The sequence below is a fragment of the Endozoicomonas numazuensis genome, from assembly GCF_000722635.1.
GTDB classification, from domain to species: Bacteria; Pseudomonadota; Gammaproteobacteria; order Pseudomonadales; family Endozoicomonadaceae; genus Endozoicomonas_A; species Endozoicomonas_A numazuensis.
On record NZ_JOKH01000004.1, the window covers coordinates 437,990 to 463,947 of the forward strand.

Sequence of the window (25,958 nt, forward strand, 5' to 3'; positions counted from 1 at the left end):
GACTGTCAGAGTAGTTTAGCTGGCTGTTTAACTTTGATCCGATTAGTATCGGATCATCAAAGGAATGTGTAGAAATGATGGATTCAAACCATCTATAACAATAAGAAGAGTGAGTGCTTTATGTTGCGAAAAGTTCTACTGACAGCATCTATTCTGATCATGCCAGCCATTTCATTTGCCAATGGTTATGTCGGCCAATGGCATACAGTCAATGAAGATACCAAGAAGGCTGAGTCATTGGTCACGATCTGGGAAGAGGGTGATGAATTGAAGGGGAAAATAGAGCGCATTCTTGATCCTGAAGCCAGAGATATGGTGTGTGAAAAGTGTGAGGGTGATAAGAAAAATAAAAAACTGGAGGGGCTAACGTTTATTTGGGGAATGGAAAAAGAAGGCTCTCAATACGACGACGGGAAGATACTTGATCCAACCTCCGGAAAAATCTACAGCGCCAGCATGAAGCTTATTGAAAAGGGTGAAAAGCTGGAAGTCAGGGGGTATCTGGGTTTTGCAATGTTAGGAAGAACTCAGGTCTGGGTGAAGGCTGAGTGATTGTGAAAAGTGGGCAGACCCAAGTCTGCCCACTCCGTCTGTTACAGGAACAGAGAAAAGCCCATAGCTACCACGGCACCAGTGGTACCTATAATGGTTTCCATGACTGTCCAGGTTTGTAGAGTCTGTTTCTCTGTCAGTCCCAGGTAGCGGTTTGCCAGCCAGAAACCAGAGTCGTTTACGTGTGACAGAACAATGGAACCACCACCAATCGCTACCGTAATTGCTGCCAGTTGAGCACCGGACAAGCTCATAGGTTCCAGCATTGGAAGGATCAGACCACAGGCGGTCAACATAGCCACTGTGGCAGAGCCCTGAATCACACGAACGGCTGCTGCGAGAATAAATGCCAGAGCTACGATGGGCAGTCCGCTACCCGCCAGCATATTCCCCAGTGCCTGACCCACACCAGAGTCCACCAGAACCTGCTTGAAGACACCGCCAGCACCGGTGACCAGAATGATGACACCGGCAGGCTGCAGGGCAGACCCACAAATATTCATAACCTCATCTTTGTCATAGCCACGCTTGATACCCAGTAGATAGCAGGCAGCCAGACAGGCCACCATGATGGCTGTGAAAGGGTGGCCAATGAAGGTCAGCCAACCGTGCAGAGAAGAGTTCTCAGCAACAAAGCGGGCTCCAATAGTCTGAAGTCCAATCATCAGTAGAGGTAAAATGATCAAGCCGAAGGCCAGGCCAAAAGAAGGCAGCTCACCACCGCGCTCCTTGAATTCTTCACTGGCTTTGGCGTGTGCAGGCAGAGGCACATCCACTATTTTGCTGATAAATGAGCCGAACATAGGGCCAGCCAGAATCATTGCAGGAATAGAAGCTGTCAGACCGATCAAAATCATATAGCCAAAGTCTGCTCCCAGTTGTGAGGCTACCAGAATAGGGCCGGGAGCCGGAATCAGGAAGGCCTGACAGGTTGCAATACCTGCCAGCAGAGCTATACCCATTTTTACGACACTGTCCTTGCTTTTACGAACAATGGCAAAGACCACTCCAATCAAAAGTACCACTGCCACGTCAAAGAACAAAGGCAGGGCACAGATGAAACCGGTAATGGTAATGGCCCAGTTTGCACGCTCTGAACCAAAACGGTTCAAAAGGGTCTGGGCTATGCGATCCAGGGCACCTGTCGTTTCCATGACTTTACCGAACATGGCACCCAGTGCCACCACTACGGCTACAAAGCCCAGTGTGCCACCCATACCTTTCTGGATAGTTGCGGCGATGTCGGTGGGGTTCATACCGGTAGCGATCCCGGCAACCATGGAGACAAGAATCAAGGACACGACTGCGTGAAGCCTGGCTTTCATCACCAGAAACAGCAACAGGATGATGGATCCTGCTGCAGTAAAGATCAGAGACAAATCGGACATTGGCTGTAATTCTCGAATGTATTAATTACTTTTCATGATGTGTTGTTACCGGTAACATGTTACCGATAACATTTTAAGTGAAGAAGTTAATTTTCTGACTTTTTTGGTAATTATTGATTGAGATCAAATAATGGCTGGTAAGGTTTTCGTGGTGATGGGCGTTTGTGGCTCCGGTAAGTCCACAGTCGGTGAAGCATTGAGTCATGAGATGGGTGCCAAGTTTATTGACGGTGACGATCTGCATCCGAGAAAGAACATTGAAAAGATGGCCGGGGGTTCGCCTTTAAACGACGAAGACCGTCAGCCGTGGCTCGAGCGAATCAGAGATGTTGCCTACAGTGTAGAGGCCAAGAATGAAGTTGCAGTGGTTGTTTGTTCTGCCCTGAAATTGAAATACCGGGACACTATTCGTGAAGGCAATAAGCGGGTTTATTTTTTGCATATGGATGGCAGTTTCAATCTTATCCTTGAGCGAATGAAAGCGCGCAAGGGACATTTTATGCGTGAAACTATGCTTCAGAGCCAATTCGGTACTCTGGAAGCTCCTGAAGATAATGAATCAGGCGTCGTGCGTATTGATATCTCTGGAGATATTAAGCAGGTGGTTGCTGCCTGTTCACAAGCGGTGGTTGATTTAAGCGGAGAAATTGCAGCATGAATTCGGTGATAGAGAAAGTAACCCGGAGAATTGCCGAGCGTAGCCGGAAAATTCGGCAAAGTTATATTCAGAGGATGAAGCAACAGGCCAGCAATGGCAAAGTCAGAACCTCGTTGAGCTGCGGTAATCTGGCTCATGCTGTAGCCGCTTGTGGCAGTGAACAGAAAGATCGAATTCTGAACTTCACAACGGCCAATGTCGCCATTGTATCGGCCTACAATGATATGTTGAGTGCTCACGAGCCTTACCGTGAGTACCCGACAAAAATCAAACAGGCACTGAATGCAATGGGACACAGTGCTCAGGTCGCGGGTGGAGTTCCTGCCATGTGCGATGGTGTGACTCAGGGGCAGCCGGGCATGGACCTGTCTCTTTATTCCAGAGACGTTATTGCACAGAGCGTTGCCGTCAGCTTAAGCCACAATACTTTTGATGCCACTTTATTGCTGGGAGTCTGCGACAAAATTGCGCCTGGACAGCTTATAGGGGCGCTGTCGTTTGGTCATTTGCCAACAGCTTTTATTCCTTCTGGGCCCATGCCTACAGGCATTACCAATGATGAAAAGGTGAAGGTTCGTCAACAGTATGTGGCGGGCGAAGTCGGTCAGGAAGCGCTGCAGAAAATGGAGTGCAATGCTTATCACTCACCGGGAACCTGCACTTTCTACGGTACTGCCAATACGAACCAGCTGGTTTTTGAATCCATGGGGTTGATGCTGCCTGGCTCGGCATTCATTCCGCCTGGGAGTGCACTTCGAGATGCTCTTATTGCTGAAGCATCTGTTTCTATAGCGTCACAAACTACCGATGCACCGGCTTACAGACCACTCTGGCAAGTGGTTGATGAGCGAAGTCTGGTCAATGGTCTGGTTGCGCTTCTGGCTTCTGGTGGCAGTACCAACCACTCCATTCATATGATTGCTGTGGCAAGAGCGGCAGGGCTTATTTTGACTTGGGATGATTTCGAAGAACTTTCTCAGGCTGTTCCCCTGCTGACCCGTGTCTATCCGAATGGCAAAGCCGATATTAATCAGTTCCAGCAAGCAGGAGGTGTACCGGTATTATTATCAGAACTCGCTAAACGGGGCCTTCTCAATATGGACGCGATTCCCTGTTATGGAACTATGGAGAACTATCTGCAGTCGCCTGAGCTGGTGGACGGTAAACTGATTTGGCAAGACTCAGGTGTTTCTCGTGATGCTGAGGTAATTGTGTCACCAGGTCAGGTGTTTGCTAAAACCGGCGGGCTGAAAGTGCTTAGCGGTAATTTGGGGCGTGCGGTCATCAAGATCAGTGCTGTGGCTGAAGAACACTGGGTGACGACTGCTCCGGCAATAGTATTTGATTCACAATATGATGTTGCCGACGCTTATAAACGTGGCGAGCTGAATAAAGACGCTATCATAGTGGTTCGTTTTAACGGCCCCAGTGCCAATGGGATGCCAGAGTTGCACATGTTGATGCCCATTCTGGGTAATCTTCAGAAAGCCGGACATCAAGTCGCGCTGGTAACAGATGGTCGTCTATCCGGAGCTTCAGGTAAAATTCCTGCGGCGATTCATGTTACTCCTGAGGCGGCCAAAGGCGGTGCATTGGCATTCATTGAAAATGGTGATTTGATTACCGTAGACGCCAGAGAAGGTAGCATCTCTGTCGATACGGTTCTTTCTGAGCGTAATGGCAGTCACCCTGATCTGACACTTCAACATTTCGGGTGTGGTCGTGAATTGTTTAATGGTTTCCGTCAGCTAATCTCCAGTGCTGAGCAGGGAGCATCCATTCTCTTTCCAGGAGACCATCAATGAGTAATTGGGCCATTGAACCCTCCCTTGTATTCTCTTCTTCACCAGTTGTACCTGTGATGGTCATCGATAAGGTTGAAGATGCACTCCCTATGGCTCAGGCATTGAGTGAAGGGGGGATTAAAGTATTTGAGATTACGTTGAGAACGGATGCTGCACTGGACGCCATTCGTACCATCAGCAATACCATGCCGGATGCCATGGTAGGTGCCGGTACTGTGATTAACGAGGCGCAATATGATGCAGCTGTGGCTGCTGGTGCCAGGTTTGTCATTTCTCCGGGCATTACAACGGGTTTGCTTGAACATGCCCGCCAGGGAACCGCACCTTTGATTCCGGGTTGTGCTACGCCTTCAGAGGTGATGACGGCTCTGGCTCACGGATATGATCATCTTAAGTTCTTCCCTGCCGAAGTGAATGGCGGTGTTAAAGCGCTTAAAGCGATTTCTGCCCCTCTGCCACAAATTAGATTCTGTCCGACAGGCGGCATCAGTCCGGTAAATATGAATGACTACCTTGCTCTGGCATGTGTGGCAACGATTGGTGGCTCATGGATGTTACCCGCAGATCTGATAAAGGCGGGTGACTGGTCGTCTATTACTCAGTTGTCAGCCGAGGCTGTTGCTATGGCCAAGGGGCTTCAGACAGCTTGATTAACGAAAGAGCCTGATCTTCGTCAGGCTCAAAGCTGTCTTTAAATGCTGTTTCCTTCAAAGATTGAAAATCCAAGGTCAATGACCTTGTCTTCAATATCCTTTCCTGCGAGCTTATCCAGGAGCATTTGTGCAGCAGTCTCTCCAATTGCCTTTCGAGGCGTTGAAATGCTGGCTAGATTGGGGTGAATAGCCCGGCCAATATCCAGAGCATTGAAGCCTGCAATAGCTATCTGATCCGGGATGGTTATATTTCGCCGCTGACATTCGAGAATAGCACCTATTCCCAGGTCATCATTACAGCAAAAGACACCATCCAGTGTCGGGTATTGACTGAGTGCCTGCATCATCAATGTTTTCCCCAGTGTGAAGGACGAGTGTTCTTCTGTGGACAGAATCACAGGCTCAGCACCTAACTCACTCATAACAGCCTGATACCCTGCCAGACGTTGACGAACTCTTACGTCCATTCGGGCTGCAAAGAAAACAATCCTGTGTTTGCCTCTGCTGATCATTTTTTTCAGCATGGCTTCGCTGGCTGCCTGATGGTCCAGGCCGACGGCCAGGTCGATGGGAGGGAGGCAAGCGTCCATCACTTCCACCACGGGAATGCCGGCATTGGCAATCATCCGTAAAGACTTTTCTGTATGATCACACTCGGAGAGAATCAGCCCGTCAACGTGGTAGGAAAGCATGGACTCAATTCGCTTTTCTTCCACTTCTCTGTCATAGCCGTAGTGCGCAATCATAGTCTGGTATCCTGCAGGTTCGGTAATATTTTCAATCCCCTGAACTACTGCAGAAAAAACCTGATTGGAAAGAGAAGGAACAACAATGCCAATGGCCTTGCTGGTGGCATTGGAGAGAATGTCGGGCACACGACTGGAGACATAGCCGACTTCATCAATGACCTTCTGGATTCGCTCGCCCGTCGTTTTGGATACCTGGTCAGGGCCTCTCAGATAACGGCTGACGGTCATTTTTGTCACACCCACCTGGTCAGCAATGTCCTGGAGGGCAAGTCGTTTGTTTTTGGCTTTCATTCAATACCGGAGCAGTAGACATGTCAGAAACCGATCTGCTTCTGAATATGGCAGAATTTACCGGAAAAAAGCTAAATTGTTAACGGTGAGAGTAAAAGGAGCTGAGTGATCAGCCCCTTATTGCTATCAGGCCTTTCCTTCAATATCACTGGAGGAATCAGAGTCGGTACCTGCCGATGAGGATATACCTGAGTCATGGTTATAATCAGCCATGAGAGTATTCGCTTTTTCCAGCAATCCGATCAATTGATCCAGGGTATTACCCAGAGTCCAACCCTGCCTGGACAGCGCCATACCGTATGACTTGTTCAGCAGGAACTCAGTGCTATTGTCGACATAGTCAGCATCAAATTCTTCCAGAAAATCTTCTATGTCTGTCTGGGTATCAACAAAGCTCTGCGGAATATCGTCCATGACTGCAGCTATAAACTTTCTTTGTTCTGTTTCGTAGTACTGAGGGTCTTCAAGCATCCTTTCCAGATTGACTTTTAACTCTGGCTCAGCTTTCTTCTTAAAGTTTTCGAACTTTGCAGCACATTTCTCCTGAAGCTCACCGTAACTTCCCCAGTGTTTTAGGGGGATGCCGCGCACTTTGGTTTCCAGGAGAGCTTTCACTTCGTCAGGGGCTGCGTCTCCCAGGTTATTTAACTCTTTTAAGGGCGCTATCAACAGACGAGGCAGTGTGCTGATTAAGCCTAATTTAGCGGGCTCTGCACCCCAGTCCACTACTCGGGTTTCCCCTTCAAGTTCATTAAGAGAATAGGTAGTGCCTTCACGAAGCTTTTCTTCCGGCTGAGGCTTAATCCCTTCAGGTCGTTTGAAGTTGACTTTAATTTCACCCACGCTTGCGTGCTTCTGTCGGTATTCAGTAAGTTTGGATACACTGTCCTCAACCTTTTGTTGGAACGTTTTACCTTTTCCTTCAACCTGATCTTTTAACAATTGTTCGATTTCAGGCAGAGTCAGTTGTTCTCCATAAAACGGGTGCTTGACCTGATCCCAGGGAGTATCAGGCGCTGTCTCTGGTATTTTGTGAGGCTGACCCTTGGTTGATCTGTGAGAAGGAATCATAGACTCCGGTGGTACAGCAGAAAGGCCCGTTATGACTGCAAGAGGGTCTCTATCAATACCTTCCAGCAATTTCGTAAGTTGCTCATGCTGAACCGGTGCTTGATATTTTCTGTGCGGACCTTTTGCAGCAGGCTTTCGAGTGCTTTGCATTTGATAAGAATGTTGAACCTGCCTTTGAGGGGACTGGCTGTACTGACCACCTGAAGGTTTGGTTTGATTCTGTAAGTACCCACCAGGTTGAGCCACTCGGGTGTTTCTACTCGGATGCTGGGGGTTACTGATAGGTGAGTAATGACCAGGCTTTCTTTTGCTACGGCGTCTGTTACCACCTGGCTTCTGATGAGAGCGCTCTTGGTGCGTGGAATGTATTCCCTGATGGTGTGGCTGATAACCCTGTGATCCATACATAATAACTGTCCCTCTAACTTCTCTGGCGATAAATTCAGGCTAGGCAGAGTAATTCAATAAATAAAGGGAGTTAGGACTAATGTCTATATGATAAGCCCATAGAAAACCCAATCTTTCATTGTGAGTTTGAGACATTGCAAATAGACTGTGTTTCCACAGAGATTCCCTGAAGTTACAAGGTTTTTTCCATGGCTGTAAAAGAGATAGAAGCCTTTTTCGAAGGTCACAAAGCCTGTTTTGAGCATCAGAATGTCCAAGGTATCATGTCCAATCATCTGGATGCCTCCCTGTTCTGGGATCAGGGAGGAGGAAGCCTCAAGGGGCGAAATGAAATCAGGGGCTGGTTCAGCATGATGTTTGGACTGTGGACCATTAACCGGGCTGATTATGAGCTGGCTATGATTCGTGGTGATGAAAAATCGGCCAGTTGTGCGGTGTTCTGGCAGCTGGAAGGACACGAAAAAGATAATCCTGAAGCTGTGAAAAAAGCACGAATGAGAGTTACGTACTGTCTGGAAAAAACAGAAGAGGGCTGGAAAATCTGGCACGCTCATAGCAGTGAGTGCTGATCAAGGCGCTGCAATACTGCCTGTGATATAAAATAGTGGTCTAAATAGACAGACTTTCTTGAAAGAGGTCTGTCTTATTCTATGCTTGATGATCTTTGAAGATTAATAAAAAATCAGTCATCAGGTTTAGCATGAAACGGACTAGCGCTTTCGTACTGCTCATTATTGTAGGAACCCATTTCACCCATCTGGCTGTTGCACAACCTCCGGTCGTTTCATCACTTTTATCTAATTCTGTTCCAGTCTTTTCTGGTATTTACTGGGCGAGCTCTTTTATGCCGATGGTTCGAGATGGATTAGTGGCTCTCTTTCCTGCTCAGGAAGAGCCAGCTTTTCCCCTTTCTATGGAATGGGAAAAACTGAAACAAAAGTGGTCTTTTGATTTGTTTCCGGATTTGCCTGAAAAAATTGATATTAGTTCGTCTGATGACACCCCGGAAACAAGGCTTAAGCCAATTCTGACTCAAAGTTCTAAACCAGATATATCACTTGAACCCGCTCAGGCGGACAGGGCAGGTCATGCTTCAATGGCAGTCGTTTTAAACGGGTTAAAGGATGAGACTAAGTCGGAGTCTTATTGGCATCTTTTTGAACAAGATCTTGATGAAGATATGGATCAGACCTTGTTGCCTCTCTACATGAAGATAAACGGTATCTCATCTACCTCGATTGAAGGTCAATCGTATTATCTCTGGAACTCTGGAGGACAGGTTATATACCTGACCAGGAAAGAGTTGTATCAAATGTATTTGAGATGGCTGCGTCAAATTCGGCAGGCCGCATTTGAGCGAATGTTGGAATGGTTAGAGTGTTTTGGCTCGAATATCAGGACTGTGACGGGGGGGGAGGGTAGAAAGAAGCGTGGCCTCAAACGGCCTCCTCCTGAAAAGGAAGAAAAGCAAGATGAAGATTCTGAGGTTAAACGGAAAAAGAATGAACCTGATGAAGATTCTCCACAGCAGGCCAGCACTCTTCCCGGCACAAGCAAAGAAAAACAGGATGGAGCGACAGAAGAAAAGAAGAAGAACCGGGCTCTTCATTTCAGGGAAAAACCTTTGGAAAAGAGGGCTGTCATCAAACGAGTGGAGGAGAAAGGTGGGCAGAAAAACGATCTGACTCACTTTGAAGCAAGAGTAGGGAAGTTCAGCCGGATTATGGCCAATGCCCTCAACAACTGGGGAAACGTTCTTATTGATCTGAGAAATTCCGGGATGGCTGAACCTCCCCAGACAGGTGAGGAGCTGGCAAGAGCAATTAGAGACAGGCTCAAGTACAGCAAAGAATCTCAATATCTGGCCAGAATGATACGGTATTTTCAGGTCATGAGATTACCTGCTGACCATGAGCACTCAGCACTATTGGCCAGATATCAGAGGGTTCTGAACGATTTGCTTCAGTACATAGCCATTCACCGTAACCACTGGTTGTTGTCAGAAGAGTTAATAGAGCAGTGGCTGCATTTTGAAGATCTGGAATGGCTCAAAATATTTGCTGATTTTCCTGATCGACAGGAATGGGTCAGGGTTCAGCCTTCAACTATTGAGATTCCTGAATTACTAAGACATGTAGGCCCTGGTGTTACCGCAGAGCTAGAGCGTTATATTATGGCTATCAGAGGATACCTATCATCAGCGGAAGGTGAAGTAGAAACTGATCCAAATGCCGGGATTTTTTATCACTATGTGCCTGTGAGTGATCAGAGTTATGTGGTGTCTTTATTCTTTACTATGGTACTGCTGGCTGATGATAGCAATATGAGAGGTCTGCTGCTGGGCTGGATGAGGGCAGTCGATGCTCACTTTCAGATAGAAACCGCTTTTTTCCGGTACGCTTGTCAGGATTTGGGGGGATTGATGCTTTTTACTATTCCACAGAATCTAAGAGAAGCTCTTTTGGAAATGTCGCAGGCACACGGGGCACTCCTGCCAGACCCATTGCTGGCGGGCTTTGATTTTATGGCTCTGGATGCTAAGGTCGTCGATGCCCTTTCGACTTTCAGTGACGACTTTAATCCTCATCCTGCTCCCCAGCCTGAACCTGAGGCTCTGCCTCAGCCGCAACCTGAGCAGGAGCCGCCCGAAGAGATGGAGCACGAACAGGCTGAAGATTCGTGAGAGCTACTCAGCTTTTCTGAGGAAAGCCGATTTAATCTAGGAGCCTGTCGGACTTAAGGCAATTTCGGCCTGAAATCCAGAAAGAGCGGCCATCTTTTTCGTTGAATTTGCTTAAATAGGCCAACTATTCGCACAAATCCAACGAAAAAGCTGACTTGCTCTACTGAATTTCATGCTCGAAAGCTTAAGTCCGACAGCCTCCTAGAAGCTGGCAGGTTTATTCAATTTATCCTGCCGGCTTCTGGCAAACAGATCGACTCAGAGGCTGGGGACATGTCATCTTCTTCGGTACCACCATCAGGTTCAGGCAAAGCTTCGGGTAGCCCGATAACCACTTCTGCGCCTTCAGAGCGAGAAAAAGCCAGGAGTGGTCCGGCTTCCGAAATCCCCAGAAAACGAAGAAGGCCTGACTTTCAGGACAGTCAGGTAAGTGATCGGGAAGTTTCTGCACTGGCTCCTTCGAAGCTAAAAAAAATAAAACAGGCTCAGGAATATGATGCCGGAAGTGGTATCTCAAGCGGTATCTCATCGCCCTCCAGCTCGCTCTCTCCATCCCGAAGCAACGAAGACAGTCTGGATTATGACGTTCACAGTGACAGCAATGATTCAGGCTGTGATGCAGAAGCACAGGTATCGAGTCAGATAAGTTCGGAAGAAGAGCTGGATATTCAGGATTTTACCGATGTCATTGTTCCTCCCTCAGATGCATTAAAGTTTTTCCTGTCTGAACTGGGTATGAGCGTGGGTCGTTCTGTCGACATGGAGATGGCTTATCAGAGAATGGTTGAGTCGACTCTGGCTCATACCGATAAAGTCCGGGAGCCATTGTCTCTCAGTTTTCCCTCAGAGCGGATAGAAGAACTTTCCGAAGAACTGTTTGAACATATTCGCTCCCTGAAAATAGAAGAGCCGACACATGCCCGTGATAATCGCTGGCCTGGTGATGTTCCGGCGTCCGAACGGACAGAGTCTGACCGTAAGTACATGCATGAGATAAACCCTCTCCTTAATCTCTGTTTCCAAATGGCCTATCACCAGGAAAAGACCCCCCTGACTCAGGAACAGCAGAATCATCTTTATTGTCAGCTAATCTCCTTTGTTATTCAGAATATGCAACTGGCTAAGTGCGGGGATTTTTCTCATGTGGCTACAGACTTTCTATTACCCAAATTGGCCGAGGAAGGGCTGCCAGTGAAACTGGCCATGATGAACATTGATTGCCATGTCTGGGTGAATCAAGAGGAGGAAAGCGACAGTGACAGTCACTCGGACTATGAGCCGGATTTTGTTCAGTACAAAGAAGTAGAAAGAGACTTTAATCAGGGTTTGGAAAGCGGTAAAACCAAAGAAGATGAAACTTACTTAATGGGTAATCACATTGCTCTGGTGTTACATCCTCTGGCCAGTAACAGCGAAGAAAACCTTTTAGTTGCTCCAGAAGCGGTGATCATCGATCCTATGTTTCAGCTTCGGTTTAAAGCCAGCGAAACGAGTAACCATTACATCAGAACAGTAGAAGCCAATCTGGGCTACCCCAAATCAGATTTTCTGGATTTCAATTATACGTATTTTGATTAAGTCAATGTGGACTGCAACAAGCAGGCCTGATTCAGGCCGTCCAGCAATAAAGTAGACAAGGGCAGAGGACAATATGTCATCACCTGTACCACCCAGGGGAAGCGGTGTCGGAGCACACGTCCCTTCTTTTGAACGCCCAGAGGACAAAGAGCATGAGGCCACAGTCGAACCGGTATTACCCAGAAAACGCTTAACATCAGATGATGTCCCTCCGGTTAAGCACCGCCGGGTTTCAGTCGAGGAGGCCTCAATCAGACAGCGGAGCCGTTCAGACTCTTTTACAGGTATGTGCTCCCGTCTTCCTTCCGTTCTAATGGAAGTTCCACCCATCTTGTTAGATCATGATGAATCGGAAGAGGAGGACTTGATGGACTTTTACAGTCCGGCCTCCAGCGAAGACGGTCCATTGCCTGAAGTGCTTAAAGCTTACTATCCCAAAATCAGAAAGGAGTATTCTGCTGAAAGGGAACAGCCTACAGAATTTCTCAAATACGTTCTCAACACTATTGATGCGGATATGTCGACCAATGGCGAATTTCTGGATGTCTATGAAGACATAATGGAAGAGACGCTCACTCATCGTGCCTATTTACCTGCTGCTAAAAGCGGAGAATGGGTTGAAAGAGATGTGGTGAAACTGGGGAAGAAAACCATTGGGCATATAAAAACACTGGGCATTAAAGAACCGACTCATTCAAGAGATACAAGATGGCCTTACATGCTGCCCTACGGAGTGACAACTGAAGATGACAGAAGATATATACACAAACTGAACCCTGTTTTGAATCTCTGTGATCATGTTGCCTTCCATGAAGAGAAAACACTTCTGACGGATAAACAGAGAAACCATCTTTATTCACAACTGGTTTCTTACATAGTCAGCAAAGAAAAATTGGCCAAGTGTGGTGACTTTTCCCATGTTGCCGCTACTTATCTATTGCCTAAGCTCGCCGAGAGAATGATTCCAGCCCGTCTGGCCATGATGAATATGGAGTTCAGTGGCAAGAAGTCCCTCAATGATAAAAATGAGAACGTCTTTGAAGGGAATCATATCACCCTCCTTCTGGTTCCGGTTGATGACGACTTTGACGGTGACATGTTAGACCATCCGGATGCGCTCATTATTGATCCAATGCTTGGCACTATTCGCAAGAACAATGAAAAAGCCAAAGGCTATGCTCGTTATGTTGAAGCGAAACTGAATTTTCCTCCAACCGATAAAGTCGAATTTTCATACGTGTTCTTTGATGGTGATGACTTTTCAAATCAGCCGGATTAACTCTCTTAGGATTTGTCTTGAAATAACTTCCCGATTAAAACATGAACTCCGTTCACCCTGAGCCTGTCGAAGGATGGTGGCTCTGGGCTTCGGCAGGCTCAGCCCGAACGGGGGGGGCAAATAAGGAAGTTATTTACGGACTATTCCTTATAGTTCTTTACTGTGCATCACCAGCATCTTTTCAATTTGCATATCCCTGAAAGTATGATGGATGCCCCCCACCCCCAATCCTGATTCTCCCAAGCCGGCAAAAGGCATACCATCGGTTCTGAATGCAGTATGTTGATTAACCATGACGGCAGAGGCATTCAGGCGTTTATAAGCCCTTAAAATAGTATCCTGATTTTTGGAGAAGATCGCGGCCTGAAAGGCCAGTGGCAGACTGTTAGCGCGATCAATGGCTTCATCCATATCGCTAAATTCATAAATACAGGCAACCGGCCCAAATATTTCATTCTGGCTGACTTTACTGGTCTTGGGAGGATTTAATAGTAAGGTGGGTGCAAGACAGGTCTGGCGAATTTTTTGCCCTCCACATACGACGGTTGCTCCCTGTCCTCTGGCCTCGTTTACCCAATCCATGACACGGGAAGCTTCGCCGGGACGAATGAGAGGCCCCACTTCTGTTTTTTCATCAGTGGGGTCACCTACGACCAGTTTATTGGCGGCTTGGGACAAACCTTTCAGAAAAGCTTTGCAAAGGTTTTTGTGCACATAAATTCTTTGAGTGGATACACACACTTGACCGGCGTGATAAAAAGCACCTTTTGCGAGCAATGTGATGGCCTGATCAAGGTCAGCATCTTCAGCGATGATCACTGGAGCTGCTCCTCCATGCTCCAGTGCACACCGGGTACCTGGTGCCAGTTTTGAACGGAGCATCCAACCGATCCGGGCACTGCCAATAAATGAAAAAAAGCTGACTCTTTGAGCGGTCACCAGATGCTCTGCCACAGGAATACTGCCTGTTATCGCGACCTGTAACCAGGCTTCAGGTAGACCCGCCTGATGAAAAATGCTGGCCAGTTTCAGGCAGGAAAGCGGTGTATCGGCTGAAGGTTTGACTATAACGGGACAGCCAGCGGCGAGAGCCGGCCCCACCTGGTGTACGATAAGATTGAAGGGGTGATTAAAGGCACTGACGGCAACCACCACGCCAATGGGTTCCAGTGTGGTAAAGGCAAGGTGCTGTCGTGTAGCTGAAGTACTGTTAACAACAGGCATGGACCCATTGTCTGCACGCATACAATCAATACAGAGTTTAAGTCCATCAATGGCACGATTGATTTCTACCCTGGAGTCCTGAAGAGGCTTACCCCCCTCTGAGGCTGCCAGCTGTGCCAACTCTTCTTTCTGTTTGGATACAAGGTGTATCACTTTACTGAATATTTCTATGCGCTGATCTACTGGCAGCCAGCCATCTTTGTTTGAAAACAAATTGTGAGCTGCAGTCAGGGCCTGCTCAATATGTCCACTGTTGCATGTAGCCACCTGAGCAATCACTGAAAGGTCATAAGGGTTATGAACATCCTGCCAGCCTGCCGGTTCATCACAATGAGGTATAAGCAGAGGATAACGATCCATGTTGAAGCTCCTGTTGACTATGAATATGCAGCTCAGTCAGTCCCCTCAGCTATTTTCATGTTTCGGGGTGAGCCGTATTTCCTGCTCATGGTTGTTTAAATCGGACAGGTGATATCACCCAGTCGTGAACTAAGTATCTGATTCTCTCGATAATCGATAGGAATCACTACAAGGCTGGGTCCATCTTCGTTCATGGCGATCGAAAGCACTGTTTCCAGTTCTCGGCTGTTCTCCACTTTGTGTCCCTGCCAGCCAAAGCTTTCTGCCAGTTTCAGCCAGTCCGGATTATCGAAACTTAATGGAGTATGGCTGCCAAAGTGATCGGTTTGTTTCCAGGCAATCAGGCCGTACTCTTTGTCTTCCCAGACCATGACAGTCAAATTGCAATGATAGCGACGGGCCGTTTCCATCTCCTGGACGTTCATCATGAATCCACCGTCGCCTGAAATGGCCAGTACTTTTCTGTCCGGTCGGAGCAGGCTGGCGGCTATCGCTCCAGGCAAGGCAAAACCCATGGAACAGAAACCATTGGGAATCAGACAGGTGTTGGGTTCATGGCAGTGAAAATGTCGTGCAATCCACATTTTGTGAGCACCGACATCGGAAAGCAGTAGCCCATCTGCGGGTAAAACAGCTCTGGCATCCCAAAGTGCTTTTTGTGGGCGAATGATTCCAACCGTGTCGTCATCCCGATAAGCTTCCAACTCGGCCGTCATATCTCTTCGCACAGCGTGTTGCTGTTTCAGGTCAAACTGGAAAGAAACCGTTGACAGTTTACGGGTCAGAGCGTCGAGAGCATGACCAATATCACCAATCAGCTCCAGATCTGGATGGTAGCAGTGGTCAACTTCTGCAGGCAGTGAGTCCAGGTGCAGAATGGCGTGATTCCCTTCGGGATTCCAGAGGTGTGGATGATACTCAACGAGGTCGTAGCCCAAAGTAATGATCAGATCTGAAGCGTCAACGGCGCAGGCTACAAGGTCTTTTCTTCCCAGACCAATGGTGTAAAGGCAGTTATCGTCATCCATATCGATACAACCTTTGGCCATGAAAGTACTGATGACTCCAATCCCGGTGAGGTTTGAGAAGCGACGAAGGCTGTCAGAAGCATCCATTCGAATCACGCCGTTGCCAGCAATGATAACGGGCCGCTTGGCTTGTCGTATCATTTCAAAAGCCTGGTTCAGACTTTCTTCTTCGGGCATTGGGCGAGGGTAGCGTTTCACGGTCAAGGGGCTGGCGTCAGAGTCCATGCAGGCAATATCTTCACACAGCTCAAGAAAGACAGCGCCTGGTTTTTCGGATCGGGCGAGTCTGACTGCTTTTCGAATCATCTCTGGAATATTATCGGGATGGCGAATCGTTTCAGACCATTTGGTGACCGGTCGAAACATGGATACAGCGTCCATGATTTGATGGGATTCTTTATGGAGACGCTGGGAAGAACCCTGTCCGGCCAAGACCAGCATGGGAGCACGGTCCATATTGCCATCGCCAACACCGGTTAACAGATTTGTAGCTCCAGGCCCTAGTGTTCCCAGACAGCCAGCAGGGTGTCCCGTCAGTCGGCCATAGACTTCAGCCATAAAAGCGGCACCCTGCTCGTGTCGGGTCAGAATAAAGCGGATTTTCCCGGACTGGTTCAGAGACATGATGAAATCAGCATTTTCTTCACCAGGTACTCCAAATATGTATTCAATACCTTCTTCTTCGAGGCATTTTACAAACAGGTCTGAGGCTTTCATGGCAGGCGAGCATCCTTGCTGTGATCAGAAGTAAACCGTTGTTTGTCAGTAAGTGCTGAGCCTGGGGGCAAACAGCACTTATTAAAAGTAACAGTCTCTATGTTGTCGACAAATCGGCAAGAAAACAAATAGCAATTGCTATCGATTGGTAGTCATGTGGCACCGTGAATACCCGGCAGTGGTTTTTACCGGGTAAAGCGTCGATCACTTATATTGATTAAACAATTCGGCTTTGTCTTCTTTCTCCTGTTTCAGAGTCATGGCCAGAAACAGAATGGCCATAAAACACGCGGCCAGAATGAGCATAAAGCCACCGCTCCAGCCCATTGAATCGACAATAACCCCCATGGCCAGATTGGCAAACAAGGCGCCGCCGAGGTAACCAAACAGCCCGGTAAGACCTGTCGCGGTTCCCGTTGCTTTCTTGGGAGCTGAGTCGGCTGCTTGTAGGCCGACCAGAACCACCGGGCCGTAAATGAGGAAGCCAACAAATATCAGACAGAGGTTGTCAATCATTGGGTAGCCGGCCGGGTTTTGCCAGTAAATGATAATCGCCACGCAGACAAAGGCCATCATCCACATACTGACAGGTGCCCTACAGCCTTTGAAGTAGCGATCGCTGGCCCAGCCACATAGAAGAATGCCGGGAATGCCCGCGAACTCATAAAGGAAGTAGGCCCAGCCACTTTGAGCCATTGAAAAACCTTTGACTTCTTTCAGGTAAGTGGGAGCCCAGTCCAGTACGCCGTAGCGAACCAGATAGACAAAGACGTTAGCCAGTGAGAGGTACCAGAGCAGTTTATTATTGAAAACGTATTTAAAGAAGATGTCTCGGGCTGACATCTCCTGCTCATGATGATGTTCATCATAGGATTTGAGCTTATCTCCACTCCAGGCTTCGATACTGGGCAGACCACAGGACTGGGGAGTATCTCTTAACAACGTCCAGGTAATGCCTGCCAGAACCAGTGCGACAACACCATGGAACCAGAGTTGTGATTGCCAGTCGCCAAACAGGTAGACAGCGAAAATAGCCATGGGGCCGACTAAACCGGCACCGAGGTTATGGGACGTGTTCCAGTACGCCCATTTAACGCCCCTTTCCCGCACGGAAAACCAGTGCGTCATAACCCGGCTGCCCGCCGGATAGCCCATGCCCTGGAACCAGCCGTTTAGAAACAACAGCGCAAACATTGAGGTCACTGAAGCGGTGGCAAAGGGGGCTATTCCCATAAATATCATGGTCAGGGCCGAGAGAATCAGGCCGATGCTCATGAACTTCCGGGCGTCACTACGATCAGACAAGTTACCCATCAGGAACTTGCTAAAGCCATAAGCAAAAGAAACGGCTGAAAGCGCAAGACCCAGCTCTGACTTGGTAAAGCCCTGCTCAATCAAGTTGGGCATGGCCAAAGAGAAATTCTTACGAATCAGGTAATAAGCGGCATAACCAACAATGACACCGAGTAGAACCTGAGTACGAAGTTTCTTATAGGTTTCATCGACTTCTTTTGACGCAATCTGCTCCTGGTGGGCAGGAGGACTGAGAAACCCCAGCATATGACGTGCTCCCGAACTGTTTTCGCTATAGCCATTTACCCGGAAGCAATCACGTTCAGTCTTTCGACTGAAAAAGTGTCGTCAGGGCAGCCAAATGTTACGGCGTAGATTCCTTGAGCCGGCATTAAGCTCCATGGCTGAATGATCTGGAACAGCTTCTCTCTTAATACTGTGAGTATCATTAATACCAAAGTACGACACAGTGATGCTCATAGTGCATGACTGCAAGAGAGAAAGTCTGCCTTATAAGTTCCACAAGGGGTGTGTTCAAACAATCCTGTGGACACTTAACCAGAACAATTCCAGTTCAGATCTACGATTTAGCAAGTCGAATGTTCAAAAAATACTGTCATGAGGAGAAAAGAACTGCGATAAGCCGACGAGCAATATGCGTTTTCTGAGTTAAGTGGAGCTATCGTTCATTTTTGTATAGTTTCAGATGTTATAGCTATCAATCATGGTCTGAATTTCACCGGACTGGTGCATTTTCTCCAGCGTCTTATTTAACTGATCAATCACTTTCTGATCGGTGTCTTTGTTCATGGCCAGCCAAAGATTACTTTTGTTAAAAGTATGGACAGGGGTCACAGGAACCTTGAAGTTTGCTGCTACATAAGGCGCGGTGAGAGAGCTGGATGCCCAGAACTGAATTTGCCCCAGCTTGAGGCGGACAACATTAACCGCATCGTTCTGTGCCGGTTCAATAGTGATGCCTTGCTCAACGAGATAGTCAGTAATTCCGTCAAATACAAATGAACCTACTTTGTAGTTGTGCAACTCCTTCAGCGTTTCGATTTTGATCTCATTATCAGCCGATGCCAGCAGGACCCAGTCTTCTTCATAAAGTGGCCCAACCCATTTGAACTGACTCTCTCGCTCAGGTGTTCGGAAAGTGGAGTAAACACCGGTGGACATTTCATTGATAGCGGTATCGTAGGCTTTGTCCCAGTCACTCATGAGAGTGAAACGAACGTTGTAGCCGTTCTCTTTAAACAGGCTTCTCATTATGTCAGTTGCGAATCCGGATACCCGATCATTACGGGCATAGGACGTGCCATTACTGGTCATGTTCAAAGGAGGGAAGTTTTCTGTTACCAGATGGAAGTCGGCGGCAACGATTGATTGGGAAAGCATCATGCCCAACAGAAGGGAAAGAATGTTTTTACGACTCATGACTATCAGGTCCTTTTCTATTTTCAGGTTTCAGCTTGGTAGTAAAACCTGACCATTTGTTCGAATTATTATTGCGAGCAGGATTATAAGGGAGAGTCTGTCAGGAAAGGAATGGTTAATAAGAAATTCAAAGCTGATTAGAGACCGGGTCGCAAAGCTTGCAAGCATGCTGATCCAAAACCTCATGGGGTGAAATCAGTCAGGGTCTGAATGGCCAGGTTCCTCAGGCTGTCAGGGAGAATTTGCTGGAGATCAAAATAAGCTCACTCAATGAAATATGGTTTTACAGAGGCCGAACGGAAAGATCTTGTTTACACTATTACTGTTAAAAGCAAGTCTAATGGAGTCGAAATTATGACTCATGGTTGTTCTTTTGTCCGGTTTTATATACGACACTCCTGTTACCTGTAAGTGCTATTCGTTAAGACATTCTTTGAATCCTCAAGGTAAGGTAGTTCGTAATGAAGAAATCCTGGGTACTGGTCGCTGATAACAGTCAGGCGCGTGTTTATGAGCTTTCGATTAAACCGGTTCAGCTCACACTGCTGGATCAGCATGATCATCCGGAAGGGAAGTGGCGAAATCAGGAGCTGGTATCAGACCGGGCAGGCAGTACGCCTTCAGCATTGGGAAAAATGGCTAATAGGGCAGTAGGTACTGATGTATCGCCCAAAGAAACAGAATCCTCCAATTTTGCCAGAGAACTGGCTGGGTCAATCAATCATGCCTATGACCTGAATCGCTTCAAATCACTGCAAATCTGCTCTCCACCCAAACTGTTGGGTGAGATACAGCCTAACTTGAAGAAAGGGATTACGATCGAGAAAAAGGTTAATAAAGATTTGGTCAGGGAAGATGAAGACGGGATTCTCAAGTACCTCTATACTTGCGAGTTTCCTGCAGACTGAATCGCACCCTCCTTAGGCAATGGCCCAAGGCTGGCCATTGCTGAAATCGCTCTGTTTCTCATCAGTTCATTCCAGTAGACTGCTATGGTTTATCCTTTGATGCAGGCTTTATGAACTGGTTCGTTTATATCATTCTGGCAAGTAACAATAGTCTGTACACCGGCATTACCACGAATGTTGAGCGTCGGTGGAAAGAGCATTCTGGTGAGAAAAAAGGTGGAGCCCGGTTTTTTTATGGTAAACGGCCTGTTGCTCTGATGTATGTGGAAGAAGGTCATGACCGTTCAACGGCAGGAAAGCGGGAAGTGGCTATTAAAAAAATGACTCGTGTTCAGAAAGAAGCACTGCTCAAGGAAAAAAAGAACAAGGCTTCGAACTATACAGAAGCCTTGCCAGTAGGGACTAAACTTTGAGTGCAAGAAAAACCTTTCATCATCGCGGGGATAAAAGATTTTTCTTGATCAATGGTTACTCTTTGTCGACTGCAGCTACCACTCCTGTTCGGATACCTACGTAAGCTGCGCCATTGGGTCCCAAGACCACTGGTGCTGTTACGCTGGAGAGTGTGTCCAGCATACCACCGGTTCCCGTGCCAATCAGGCGGTCAAACTTCTCTTCACCGGTGTTAAAGTCCAGAGCGGTGAGGTACCAGCCACCCAGACGGTCTTCTTCATTCTGCTTTTTGAAGGTATAAAAGTAGAGCAGACCGGTTGCGGTAGAAAGCCTTGGCAGAGATTGAGACAGCAGGTCAGATTCCCAGGTTACGTCACAGCCACTGCGATCTTCACGAACATCAATTCTTGTAACGCCAGGCGAAGTTTCCAGAGCATTGCCTGAATAAACATGTCCGTAGTCGTTTTGCACGACGATGGCATTTCCATGAACGAGCAGAGAATTCTCGGTCGCGCTTTTACCCGGTTTGAAAATGGGAATCTCACAAACCTGTCTATCGCCCTGAATCGTTTTATTTCGCTGATAGACCACTACATTGGTTGATGGGTAACCATCATCCGCAATGGTCACAAGGTCTTCTCCAATCAGTGTGGGCGAGGTACCTGAACCATGGGAGAGCGTACCGGGCTTTTGCTCTTCACCACGATTATACGGCTGACGCCAGGTGTATACGGGCTTGCGGGTTTTCTCATCAATCTGGAATTGATAGAGGGCATGAGTTGAAACGATATACACACCTTCTTCATCTACAGCGAAAGAGTTCTGGATAACTTCACCTTCCTCTTCCATCTTGTAGGTATAGAACTCGCCGGTCTTTTTATCCCGGTATCCCATATAGCCATTGCTGGTCACGAACCAGAGGTTACCCTGCCAGTCAGGCATAATGTCGTGAATGTTACTGCCTTCAGGCATTACCCCTTCCAGGCTGTATTCTTCTGCGACCACCCATTGAGCTTGTGTGCCTGATTCATCCAGTTCCAGAATCTTGATGGTGTCGTCTGCCGGCGCAAGAATCGGACGATCCTGATTATCAAGGTGGAAGTAACCACCTCCACTGTTGTCCCGGCTTCTCTTTCTTGGCATGTCGTAGCGGGCAATAGTTTCCAGAGTATCAGGGTCCAGAAGATGGAGCTCAACACCGGTAAATTTGATGCTGACGGTAATCAACCGGCCTTTGGAATCGAAAGAGATATTGGGTGCCACACCCAGAATACTACTGAAAACCCGGTGTGTAGCTTCAGTATTATTGCCCAGTGGTCCCGGATAAGTGCTCTGGTTTCGGTTGTAAGAGCCACCGTGCATACTGCTTCTTTCGGACTCTGCCAGCCAGGGATTATCAGGCTGCTGATCTTCTGCCAGTGGAGTGGCTTTAACCGCACTTCCCATGGTTGAAGGGACATCATTGGTACTGCATCCGGCAAGGATTACAGAAGCTGACAACACGGCACTGGCCAGTAATTTTTTCTGAATATCCATATTAACTGCTTTTTCTTGTTATTAATGCAATCCCCGGGAAGCTGGCAGACCTCTGTCCTTAACGGTTTTAGTCTGTCTGCTTCCCCGGGCTGAAAGATTTTCTCAGGAGGCTACTGCCACCCTTTTGAGTTCAACTTTTACAGGGACACCATGCACCACGGCATTACTTGTCAGTTCATCCACAACTTTTTCGTTAGTGATGTCGTTCAGACTTGCACCCGGGTGAGCCTCAGCCACTCTCTTACGTGTACCTTTACGGTTATGTCCCCAGGAGTGAGGCAGACTGACAACACCGGGCATGATGGTGTCAGTAATCTCAACAGGCACTTCTATGCTGCCTACAGCAGAAGTGACGGTCACCGTACTGTTCTGGTTAATACTGCGCTTTTCAGCGTCTTTCGGATGTATCAATAAAGTACAGGCGTGTTTTCCTTTTACCAGACGTTCACTGTTGTGCATCCAGCCCAGAGTACGATGAGTCAGTCGGCTGATGATGGTCATATCAAACTCGGTATCCTGGTCCATCTGTTCCTGGATTCCGCCATAGAAGCGATCGTAGAGCCTGGGTAAATCATCCAGATAAAAGTCCGGAGCCAGATCAATCTTTTTATCTTTAGTGAAAATTCTTTCAGGAAGGCTGCGTTGTAATGGCCCCAAATACACTCCGCCAGGGTTATCCTTCAGCTTTTTCAGCGTCAGGCCATCTTTAAACGGATTAAGACCAGGGCCATACGGACCAAATCTTAGGCCCAGGGCCACAATTCTATCCGGGGTCAAAGCAATATCCACAAGCTTGCTGACGGCTTTGACCTGAAGTTTTTCCTTAAATCCTGAAGCCCTTTTGGCAGCCACTCTTTTCAGCAATTCGCGGATGATTTCGAAATCGGTATAACCCTTGCCTTCAGGCTTGAAAAGTCGAGGCGAGTATTTAGACCAGTTTATGGTGTCGTATGTATGGTAGAACAGGTCATAATGACTTTTCTCAAATGGCCCAACCGGCGGCAGGATGATATCCGCGTGTTTAGTGGTTTCTGTCAGATAAAAATCAACAGAAATCATGAAATCAAGCTGGTCAAAAGCCTCTTCCAGCAGTTTTCCATTCGCCATTGACAGGACCGGGTTGCCAGAGAGCGCAATGAGTCCTCTGATCTGCCCTTCTCCCGGGGTCATTATTTCTTCTGCCATTACGCAGAGGGGTAATTCGCCTGCAAATTCAGGACGCTGACTGACCCGGCTGCGAAAAGCATTAAAAGTGAACTGTCCCTGTTTAGCTTGTAAGCCCACCGTATCAATTGCGTTCAGGGGGAACATCAATCCTCCTGGTTCATCCATATTGCCTGTGATGATATTGACGACTTGCATTAGCCAGTTACAAAGTCCACCGAACTCCACCATGGACAGTCCGGTTCTGCCATAGCAAATGGCTGATTCAGCGGTGGCCAGCTCAACGGCTATGCGTTGAATTTCTTCTGCCGCAATGCCAGTGATTTTCTCAATAGTCGCCATATCAAACGGCTTAAGTGCCGACACTACTTTATCCCAGCCTTTGATATGAGCTTCCAGGCGGCCAGGTGTGGCCAGGCCTTTTTCAAATATTGTATTAATAATGCCAATCAGAAAGAGGGCGTCGGTATTGGGCTTGATAAAGTGATGCTCGTCGACATAGTCGGCCGATTCATTTCTTCGAGGATCAATGAGAACGGTTTTACCGCCCCGGGCGCTGATCTCTTTGAACTTTTTCTGTGGGTTGGCGCCGGTAGACATCATGGCACCGTTAGAAATCTTGGGGTTTGTACCTAGCATCAAAAAGTAATGGGTTCTATCGATATCCGGTACGGTAGCAAAATAGGGATGCCCGAGCATGAACTGCCAGGCGTAGTTATGAGGAATTTGGTCGACAGTGGAGCCTGTGAAAATATTTTCTGTTTTCAACATTTCCCTGAGAGGTGCAATACCAATCAGTGAGCCCAGATTATGTGCAATGCTGCGACCCATGTAGGAGGCTACAGAGTTGTAACCATGTTTTTTCTGGGAGCTGACAATTTTTTCTGCAGCAAACTCAAACGCTTCTTCCCAGCTGACTTCCTGCCACTCACCATTCACTTTACGAATGGGGGCTTTCAAGCGATCCTGATCGGTATGAACATCTTGAAGACCCGTCGCTTTCGGACAGATATTCCCTTTGCTGAGAACATCGTTAGGGTCACCTTTGATGGAAAGGATCTTGTCTCCCTCATACTCAACGGCAATTCCACACATGGTTTCGCACAGGTGACAGGTTCGGAAGTGCGTCTTGCTCATGACAGCCTCTGCATATACGACTATTGTTGTTGTTATTATTTAATCACTGGGTATTAAGTTTGGAATATATAGGTATAGATACAGTTAATCAAATTTTTTTAAGTCTTTTCAGTATGAGTGAAGCGAAGACCTGAAGGCTTAACCATGAGAGTTGTTATCAAAGTGACAAATAATTCAGGTGAGAAGGAAGATTTTTTATCCAGCGACTATCTTGATGGGGGAAAACTTTTCATCGAATCAGAGAGCAGGGATGTCTCTCTATATAGTAGAGAGAGTCCCTTGTTGAATCGACATTGGCTTTTAGTGTTTTTGATGAGTTCTTGTATCAGTCTGGCAAGTGACCAGTCGCTCACTCTCCGATCTAACAGCTTCAGGCTGCTTGAGTTGTTTTTACTGTATTCCTACCTGGGTCAAGAGCGGTCTTATGACCCGATAGTTTCTACAGGCATGCCCGTTGATGAAATATCGTATAGCTGGGCATTGAGTCAGACGACATCGGAAGATTTGTTTGTGTATCTCTGTTCGACGAGTCAGTCACCCTTACATTTTCTTGAGATGAATGGGGTTGAGCAGACGATTATGGGTGAACTTGTTTTTTATAAGATCAGTGTGAATCAGGACGAAGAAGCCCTTTCCGGCCAGAAGAAATTATCGCTAATGAACCCTCAGGATTTACTTAGAGCATGCAGCGGTTTGAAAGTGGGGTCTCACACATTGCCTTTGGGAGTGGAGACCTCTGTATTGACTGATAATGTCTGGGATGAAGTTGATAAGGTCAGATTGAACATCAACAGGGATTACTGGCAGCTTAACAGTGCAGGTGGCTATCAGACAGTCATTGAAGCGCCCCTGAAATCTAAAAAAGGTCAACGTCGCGGTGACAAAGTGAGTTTATTGGCGGCGGAGGGGGGGGAAAGCTCTGAGCCTGAAAAGAAAGAGCGACCGAAAAAAAACAAGAAAGAAGCCAGCAAGAGTGGGGAAGACCCCAACCGCCCACCTCCTCGTGAGGATGAGGGAGAAAAAGCCGAGCTTTTGGTTAGTCTTGAAAGTCAGTTGTTTGATTTGCTCCAGCAGCCTGAGAATATCGAGTTTCTTGCCCAGCAATTGATGGCTGAGTTTTCTGTGCAACCTGAAGGTCTGGCTCTGTTTGTTCAGATGCATGGATTAGATGAGATTGTGGGGTTGAGTCAGGGGTACTCCATTGATGTATGGAGAAAACTCTTACTCTGGTTGAAAGATAATGGCAAAACAGTCGTAGGTAGCTTTCTCCGGCATTTTTATGTAGGAGAGCAGCCAGATGAAAGACTGAAGCGGGCTATTGTCAATGCAGTCAGTCAGGCTTCGGTATCAAACACCCAGGTTTTTACACATCCGGTTTCTGAGATCAGTAATGTTGCTATGGCTATGTTTCCTGGTGTTTTACCAGAATTTATTAATCAGTTTGCCGATCAGCAGCAGATTCCCTTGCCAGGTCACTACAGTGTTTTGACCTGGGTAGTGATTCTGCACTGGCTGCAAAGCCATCCGGGGGCAGTTGCCCAATGGATGTCAATCGCAACCATGAGAAATAGCCGGGGTAAGATGCAGAAGCTGAAGGATTATATACGGCCTTCCGAAAGGCCCAGAGAACCGGGCCCCTGAAT

General features: G+C 47.4%; 20 protein-coding genes. 11 read left to right on the forward strand and 9 right to left on the reverse strand.

Annotated features, from left to right (window positions below; translation table 11 throughout):
- The first annotated feature begins 120 nt into the window (after nucleotides 1–120).
- The gene (locus tag GZ78_RS18695; RefSeq protein ID WP_034839368.1) at nucleotides 121–552 is read left to right on the forward strand and encodes a DUF2147 domain-containing protein; all 432 of its coding nucleotides are present in this window, start codon (nucleotides 121–123) and stop codon (nucleotides 550–552) included.
- A 41-nt stretch (nucleotides 553–593) separates the two neighbouring features.
- Here GZ78_RS18695 and gntU read toward each other — a convergent pair whose 3' ends face one another.
- Nucleotides 594–1,940: a gluconate transporter gene (gene gntU / locus GZ78_RS18700; protein WP_034839371.1), complete on the reverse strand. Its 1,347-nt coding sequence runs from the start codon at nucleotides 1,938–1,940 to the stop codon at nucleotides 594–596.
- Between the two features lie 130 nt (nucleotides 1,941–2,070).
- On the opposite strand from gntU, the gene GZ78_RS18705 reads away from it, so the two are divergent.
- The 3 genes from GZ78_RS18705 to GZ78_RS18715 are packed head-to-tail and all read left to right on the forward strand — an operon-like array spanning nucleotide 2,071 to nucleotide 5,053.
- Nucleotides 2,071–2,598 (forward strand): gluconokinase, encoded by a 528-nt coding sequence (locus tag GZ78_RS18705; RefSeq protein ID WP_034839373.1) that lies wholly within the window; start codon nucleotides 2,071–2,073, stop codon nucleotides 2,596–2,598.
- Nucleotides 2,595–4,403, forward strand: coding sequence for a phosphogluconate dehydratase (gene edd / locus GZ78_RS18710; RefSeq protein ID WP_034839376.1), 1,809 nt, complete (start codon nucleotides 2,595–2,597; stop codon nucleotides 4,401–4,403). The genes GZ78_RS18705 and edd overlap by 4 nt, the downstream gene beginning before the upstream one ends.
- The gene (locus GZ78_RS18715) at nucleotides 4,400–5,053 is read left to right on the forward strand and encodes a bifunctional 4-hydroxy-2-oxoglutarate aldolase/2-dehydro-3-deoxy-phosphogluconate aldolase (protein ID WP_034839378.1); all 654 of its coding nucleotides are present in this window, start codon (nucleotides 4,400–4,402) and stop codon (nucleotides 5,051–5,053) included. Before edd ends, GZ78_RS18715 begins: the two co-directional genes overlap by 4 nt.
- A gap of 41 nt (nucleotides 5,054–5,094) precedes the next feature.
- Here GZ78_RS18715 and GZ78_RS18720 read toward each other — a convergent pair whose 3' ends face one another.
- Both GZ78_RS18720 and GZ78_RS18725 read right to left on the reverse strand, forming a co-directional pair.
- Nucleotides 5,095–6,096 (reverse strand): substrate-binding domain-containing protein, encoded by a 1,002-nt coding sequence (locus tag GZ78_RS18720; RefSeq protein ID WP_034839381.1) that lies wholly within the window; start codon nucleotides 6,094–6,096, stop codon nucleotides 5,095–5,097.
- Between the two features lie 126 nt (nucleotides 6,097–6,222).
- Complete coding sequence (locus GZ78_RS18725) at nucleotides 6,223–7,575, reverse strand: hypothetical protein (RefSeq protein WP_034839383.1); 1,353 nt, start codon at nucleotides 7,573–7,575, stop codon at nucleotides 6,223–6,225.
- A 188-nt stretch (nucleotides 7,576–7,763) separates the two neighbouring features.
- Here GZ78_RS18725 and GZ78_RS18730 point away from each other — a divergent pair, with 188 nt between their 5' ends.
- The 4 genes from GZ78_RS18730 to GZ78_RS18745 all read left to right on the forward strand — a co-directional run bounded on the left by GZ78_RS18730 (nucleotide 7,764) and on the right by GZ78_RS18745 (nucleotide 13,115).
- Nucleotides 7,764–8,144 (forward strand): YybH family protein, encoded by a 381-nt coding sequence (locus tag GZ78_RS18730; protein ID WP_034839386.1) that lies wholly within the window; start codon nucleotides 7,764–7,766, stop codon nucleotides 8,142–8,144.
- A gap of 131 nt (nucleotides 8,145–8,275) precedes the next feature.
- Entirely contained in the window at nucleotides 8,276–10,258 is a 1,983-nt protein-coding gene (locus GZ78_RS18735) for a hypothetical protein (RefSeq protein ID WP_034839389.1), read from the forward strand.
- A 273-nt stretch (nucleotides 10,259–10,531) separates the two neighbouring features.
- Nucleotides 10,532–11,836 carry a hypothetical protein gene (locus GZ78_RS18740; RefSeq protein ID WP_034839391.1) on the forward strand — a complete coding sequence of 435 codons (1,305 nt, stop codon included), beginning with the start codon at nucleotides 10,532–10,534 and terminating at the stop codon, nucleotides 11,834–11,836.
- Between the two features lie 73 nt (nucleotides 11,837–11,909).
- Nucleotides 11,910–13,115, forward strand: a complete 1,206-nt coding sequence (locus GZ78_RS18745; protein ID WP_034839394.1) for a hypothetical protein — start codon at nucleotides 11,910–11,912, stop codon at nucleotides 13,113–13,115.
- Between the two features lie 147 nt (nucleotides 13,116–13,262).
- Here GZ78_RS18745 and GZ78_RS18750 read toward each other — a convergent pair whose 3' ends face one another.
- The 4 genes from GZ78_RS18750 to GZ78_RS18765 all read right to left on the reverse strand — a co-directional run bounded on the left by GZ78_RS18750 (nucleotide 13,263) and on the right by GZ78_RS18765 (nucleotide 19,177).
- Nucleotides 13,263–14,699: an aldehyde dehydrogenase family protein gene (locus GZ78_RS18750; protein ID WP_051786332.1), complete on the reverse strand. Its 1,437-nt coding sequence runs from the start codon at nucleotides 14,697–14,699 to the stop codon at nucleotides 13,263–13,265.
- Between the two features lie 95 nt (nucleotides 14,700–14,794).
- Nucleotides 14,795–16,444 carry an acetolactate synthase large subunit gene (locus tag GZ78_RS18755; RefSeq protein WP_034839395.1) on the reverse strand — a complete coding sequence of 550 codons (1,650 nt, stop codon included), beginning with the start codon at nucleotides 16,442–16,444 and terminating at the stop codon, nucleotides 14,795–14,797.
- Between the two features lie 204 nt (nucleotides 16,445–16,648).
- Nucleotides 16,649–18,004, reverse strand: a complete 1,356-nt coding sequence (pgtP, locus tag GZ78_RS18760; RefSeq protein ID WP_034839397.1) for a phosphoglycerate transporter protein PgtP — start codon at nucleotides 18,002–18,004, stop codon at nucleotides 16,649–16,651.
- A gap of 435 nt (nucleotides 18,005–18,439) precedes the next feature.
- Nucleotides 18,440–19,177: a substrate-binding periplasmic protein gene (locus GZ78_RS18765; protein ID WP_034839400.1), complete on the reverse strand. Its 738-nt coding sequence runs from the start codon at nucleotides 19,175–19,177 to the stop codon at nucleotides 18,440–18,442.
- Nucleotides 19,178–19,638: 461 nt separating this feature from the next.
- Between GZ78_RS18765 and GZ78_RS18770 the strand changes: the two genes are divergently transcribed.
- Nucleotides 19,639–20,085: a host attachment protein gene (locus tag GZ78_RS18770; RefSeq protein ID WP_034839402.1), complete on the forward strand. Its 447-nt coding sequence runs from the start codon at nucleotides 19,639–19,641 to the stop codon at nucleotides 20,083–20,085.
- Nucleotides 20,086–20,195: 110 nt separating this feature from the next.
- On the forward strand, nucleotides 20,196–20,498 hold the full coding sequence (locus tag GZ78_RS18775; protein ID WP_034839405.1) for a GIY-YIG nuclease family protein: 303 nt from the start codon (nucleotides 20,196–20,198) through the stop codon (nucleotides 20,496–20,498).
- A gap of 55 nt (nucleotides 20,499–20,553) precedes the next feature.
- Here the strand turns inward: GZ78_RS18775 and GZ78_RS18780 are convergent, their stop codons facing one another.
- Nucleotides 20,554–22,014: an SMP-30/gluconolactonase/LRE family protein gene (locus GZ78_RS18780; protein ID WP_034839407.1), complete on the reverse strand. Its 1,461-nt coding sequence runs from the start codon at nucleotides 22,012–22,014 to the stop codon at nucleotides 20,554–20,556.
- A gap of 102 nt (nucleotides 22,015–22,116) precedes the next feature.
- Nucleotides 22,117–24,315 (reverse strand): molybdopterin-dependent oxidoreductase, encoded by a 2,199-nt coding sequence (locus GZ78_RS18785; RefSeq protein WP_034839410.1) that lies wholly within the window; start codon nucleotides 24,313–24,315, stop codon nucleotides 22,117–22,119.
- Between the two features lie 144 nt (nucleotides 24,316–24,459).
- Here GZ78_RS18785 and GZ78_RS18790 point away from each other — a divergent pair, with 144 nt between their 5' ends.
- Nucleotides 24,460–25,956 carry a hypothetical protein gene (locus GZ78_RS18790; protein ID WP_034839412.1) on the forward strand — a complete coding sequence of 499 codons (1,497 nt, stop codon included), beginning with the start codon at nucleotides 24,460–24,462 and terminating at the stop codon, nucleotides 25,954–25,956.
- Nucleotides 25,957–25,958: the final 2 nt, after the last annotated feature.

Coding starts and splice junctions, on each gene's coding strand:
- edd (WP_034839376.1), top strand. CDS start 2,595: ATGAATTCGGTGATAGAGAAAGTAACCCGGAGAATTGCCGAGCGTAGC.
- GZ78_RS18725 (WP_034839383.1), bottom strand. CDS start 7,575: ATGTATGGATCACAGGGTTATCAGCCACACCATCAGGGAATACATTCC.
- GZ78_RS18780 (WP_034839407.1), bottom strand. CDS start 22,014: ATGGATATTCAGAAAAAATTACTGGCCAGTGCCGTGTTGTCAGCTTCT.
- GZ78_RS18775 (WP_034839405.1), top strand. CDS start 20,196: ATGAACTGGTTCGTTTATATCATTCTGGCAAGTAACAATAGTCTGTAC.
- GZ78_RS18745 (WP_034839394.1), top strand. CDS start 11,910: ATGTCATCACCTGTACCACCCAGGGGAAGCGGTGTCGGAGCACACGTC.
- GZ78_RS18770 (WP_034839402.1), top strand. CDS start 19,639: ATGAAGAAATCCTGGGTACTGGTCGCTGATAACAGTCAGGCGCGTGTT.
- GZ78_RS18765 (WP_034839400.1), bottom strand. CDS start 19,177: ATGAGTCGTAAAAACATTCTTTCCCTTCTGTTGGGCATGATGCTTTCC.
- pgtP (WP_034839397.1), bottom strand. CDS start 18,004: ATGCTGGGGTTTCTCAGTCCTCCTGCCCACCAGGAGCAGATTGCGTCA.
- GZ78_RS18750 (WP_051786332.1), bottom strand. CDS start 14,699: ATGGATCGTTATCCTCTGCTTATACCTCATTGTGATGAACCGGCAGGC.
- GZ78_RS18715 (WP_034839378.1), top strand. CDS start 4,400: ATGAGTAATTGGGCCATTGAACCCTCCCTTGTATTCTCTTCTTCACCA.
- GZ78_RS18785 (WP_034839410.1), bottom strand. CDS start 24,315: ATGAGCAAGACGCACTTCCGAACCTGTCACCTGTGCGAAACCATGTGT.
- GZ78_RS18740 (WP_034839391.1), top strand. CDS start 10,532: ATGTCATCTTCTTCGGTACCACCATCAGGTTCAGGCAAAGCTTCGGGT.
- GZ78_RS18720 (WP_034839381.1), bottom strand. CDS start 6,096: ATGAAAGCCAAAAACAAACGACTTGCCCTCCAGGACATTGCTGACCAG.
- gntU (WP_034839371.1), bottom strand. CDS start 1,940: ATGTCCGATTTGTCTCTGATCTTTACTGCAGCAGGATCCATCATCCTG.
- GZ78_RS18735 (WP_034839389.1), top strand. CDS start 8,276: ATGAAACGGACTAGCGCTTTCGTACTGCTCATTATTGTAGGAACCCAT.
- GZ78_RS18755 (WP_034839395.1), bottom strand. CDS start 16,444: ATGAAAGCCTCAGACCTGTTTGTAAAATGCCTCGAAGAAGAAGGTATT.
- GZ78_RS18695 (WP_034839368.1), top strand. CDS start 121: ATGTTGCGAAAAGTTCTACTGACAGCATCTATTCTGATCATGCCAGCC.
- GZ78_RS18790 (WP_034839412.1), top strand. CDS start 24,460: ATGAGAGTTGTTATCAAAGTGACAAATAATTCAGGTGAGAAGGAAGAT.
- GZ78_RS18730 (WP_034839386.1), top strand. CDS start 7,764: ATGGCTGTAAAAGAGATAGAAGCCTTTTTCGAAGGTCACAAAGCCTGT.
- GZ78_RS18705 (WP_034839373.1), top strand. CDS start 2,071: ATGGCTGGTAAGGTTTTCGTGGTGATGGGCGTTTGTGGCTCCGGTAAG.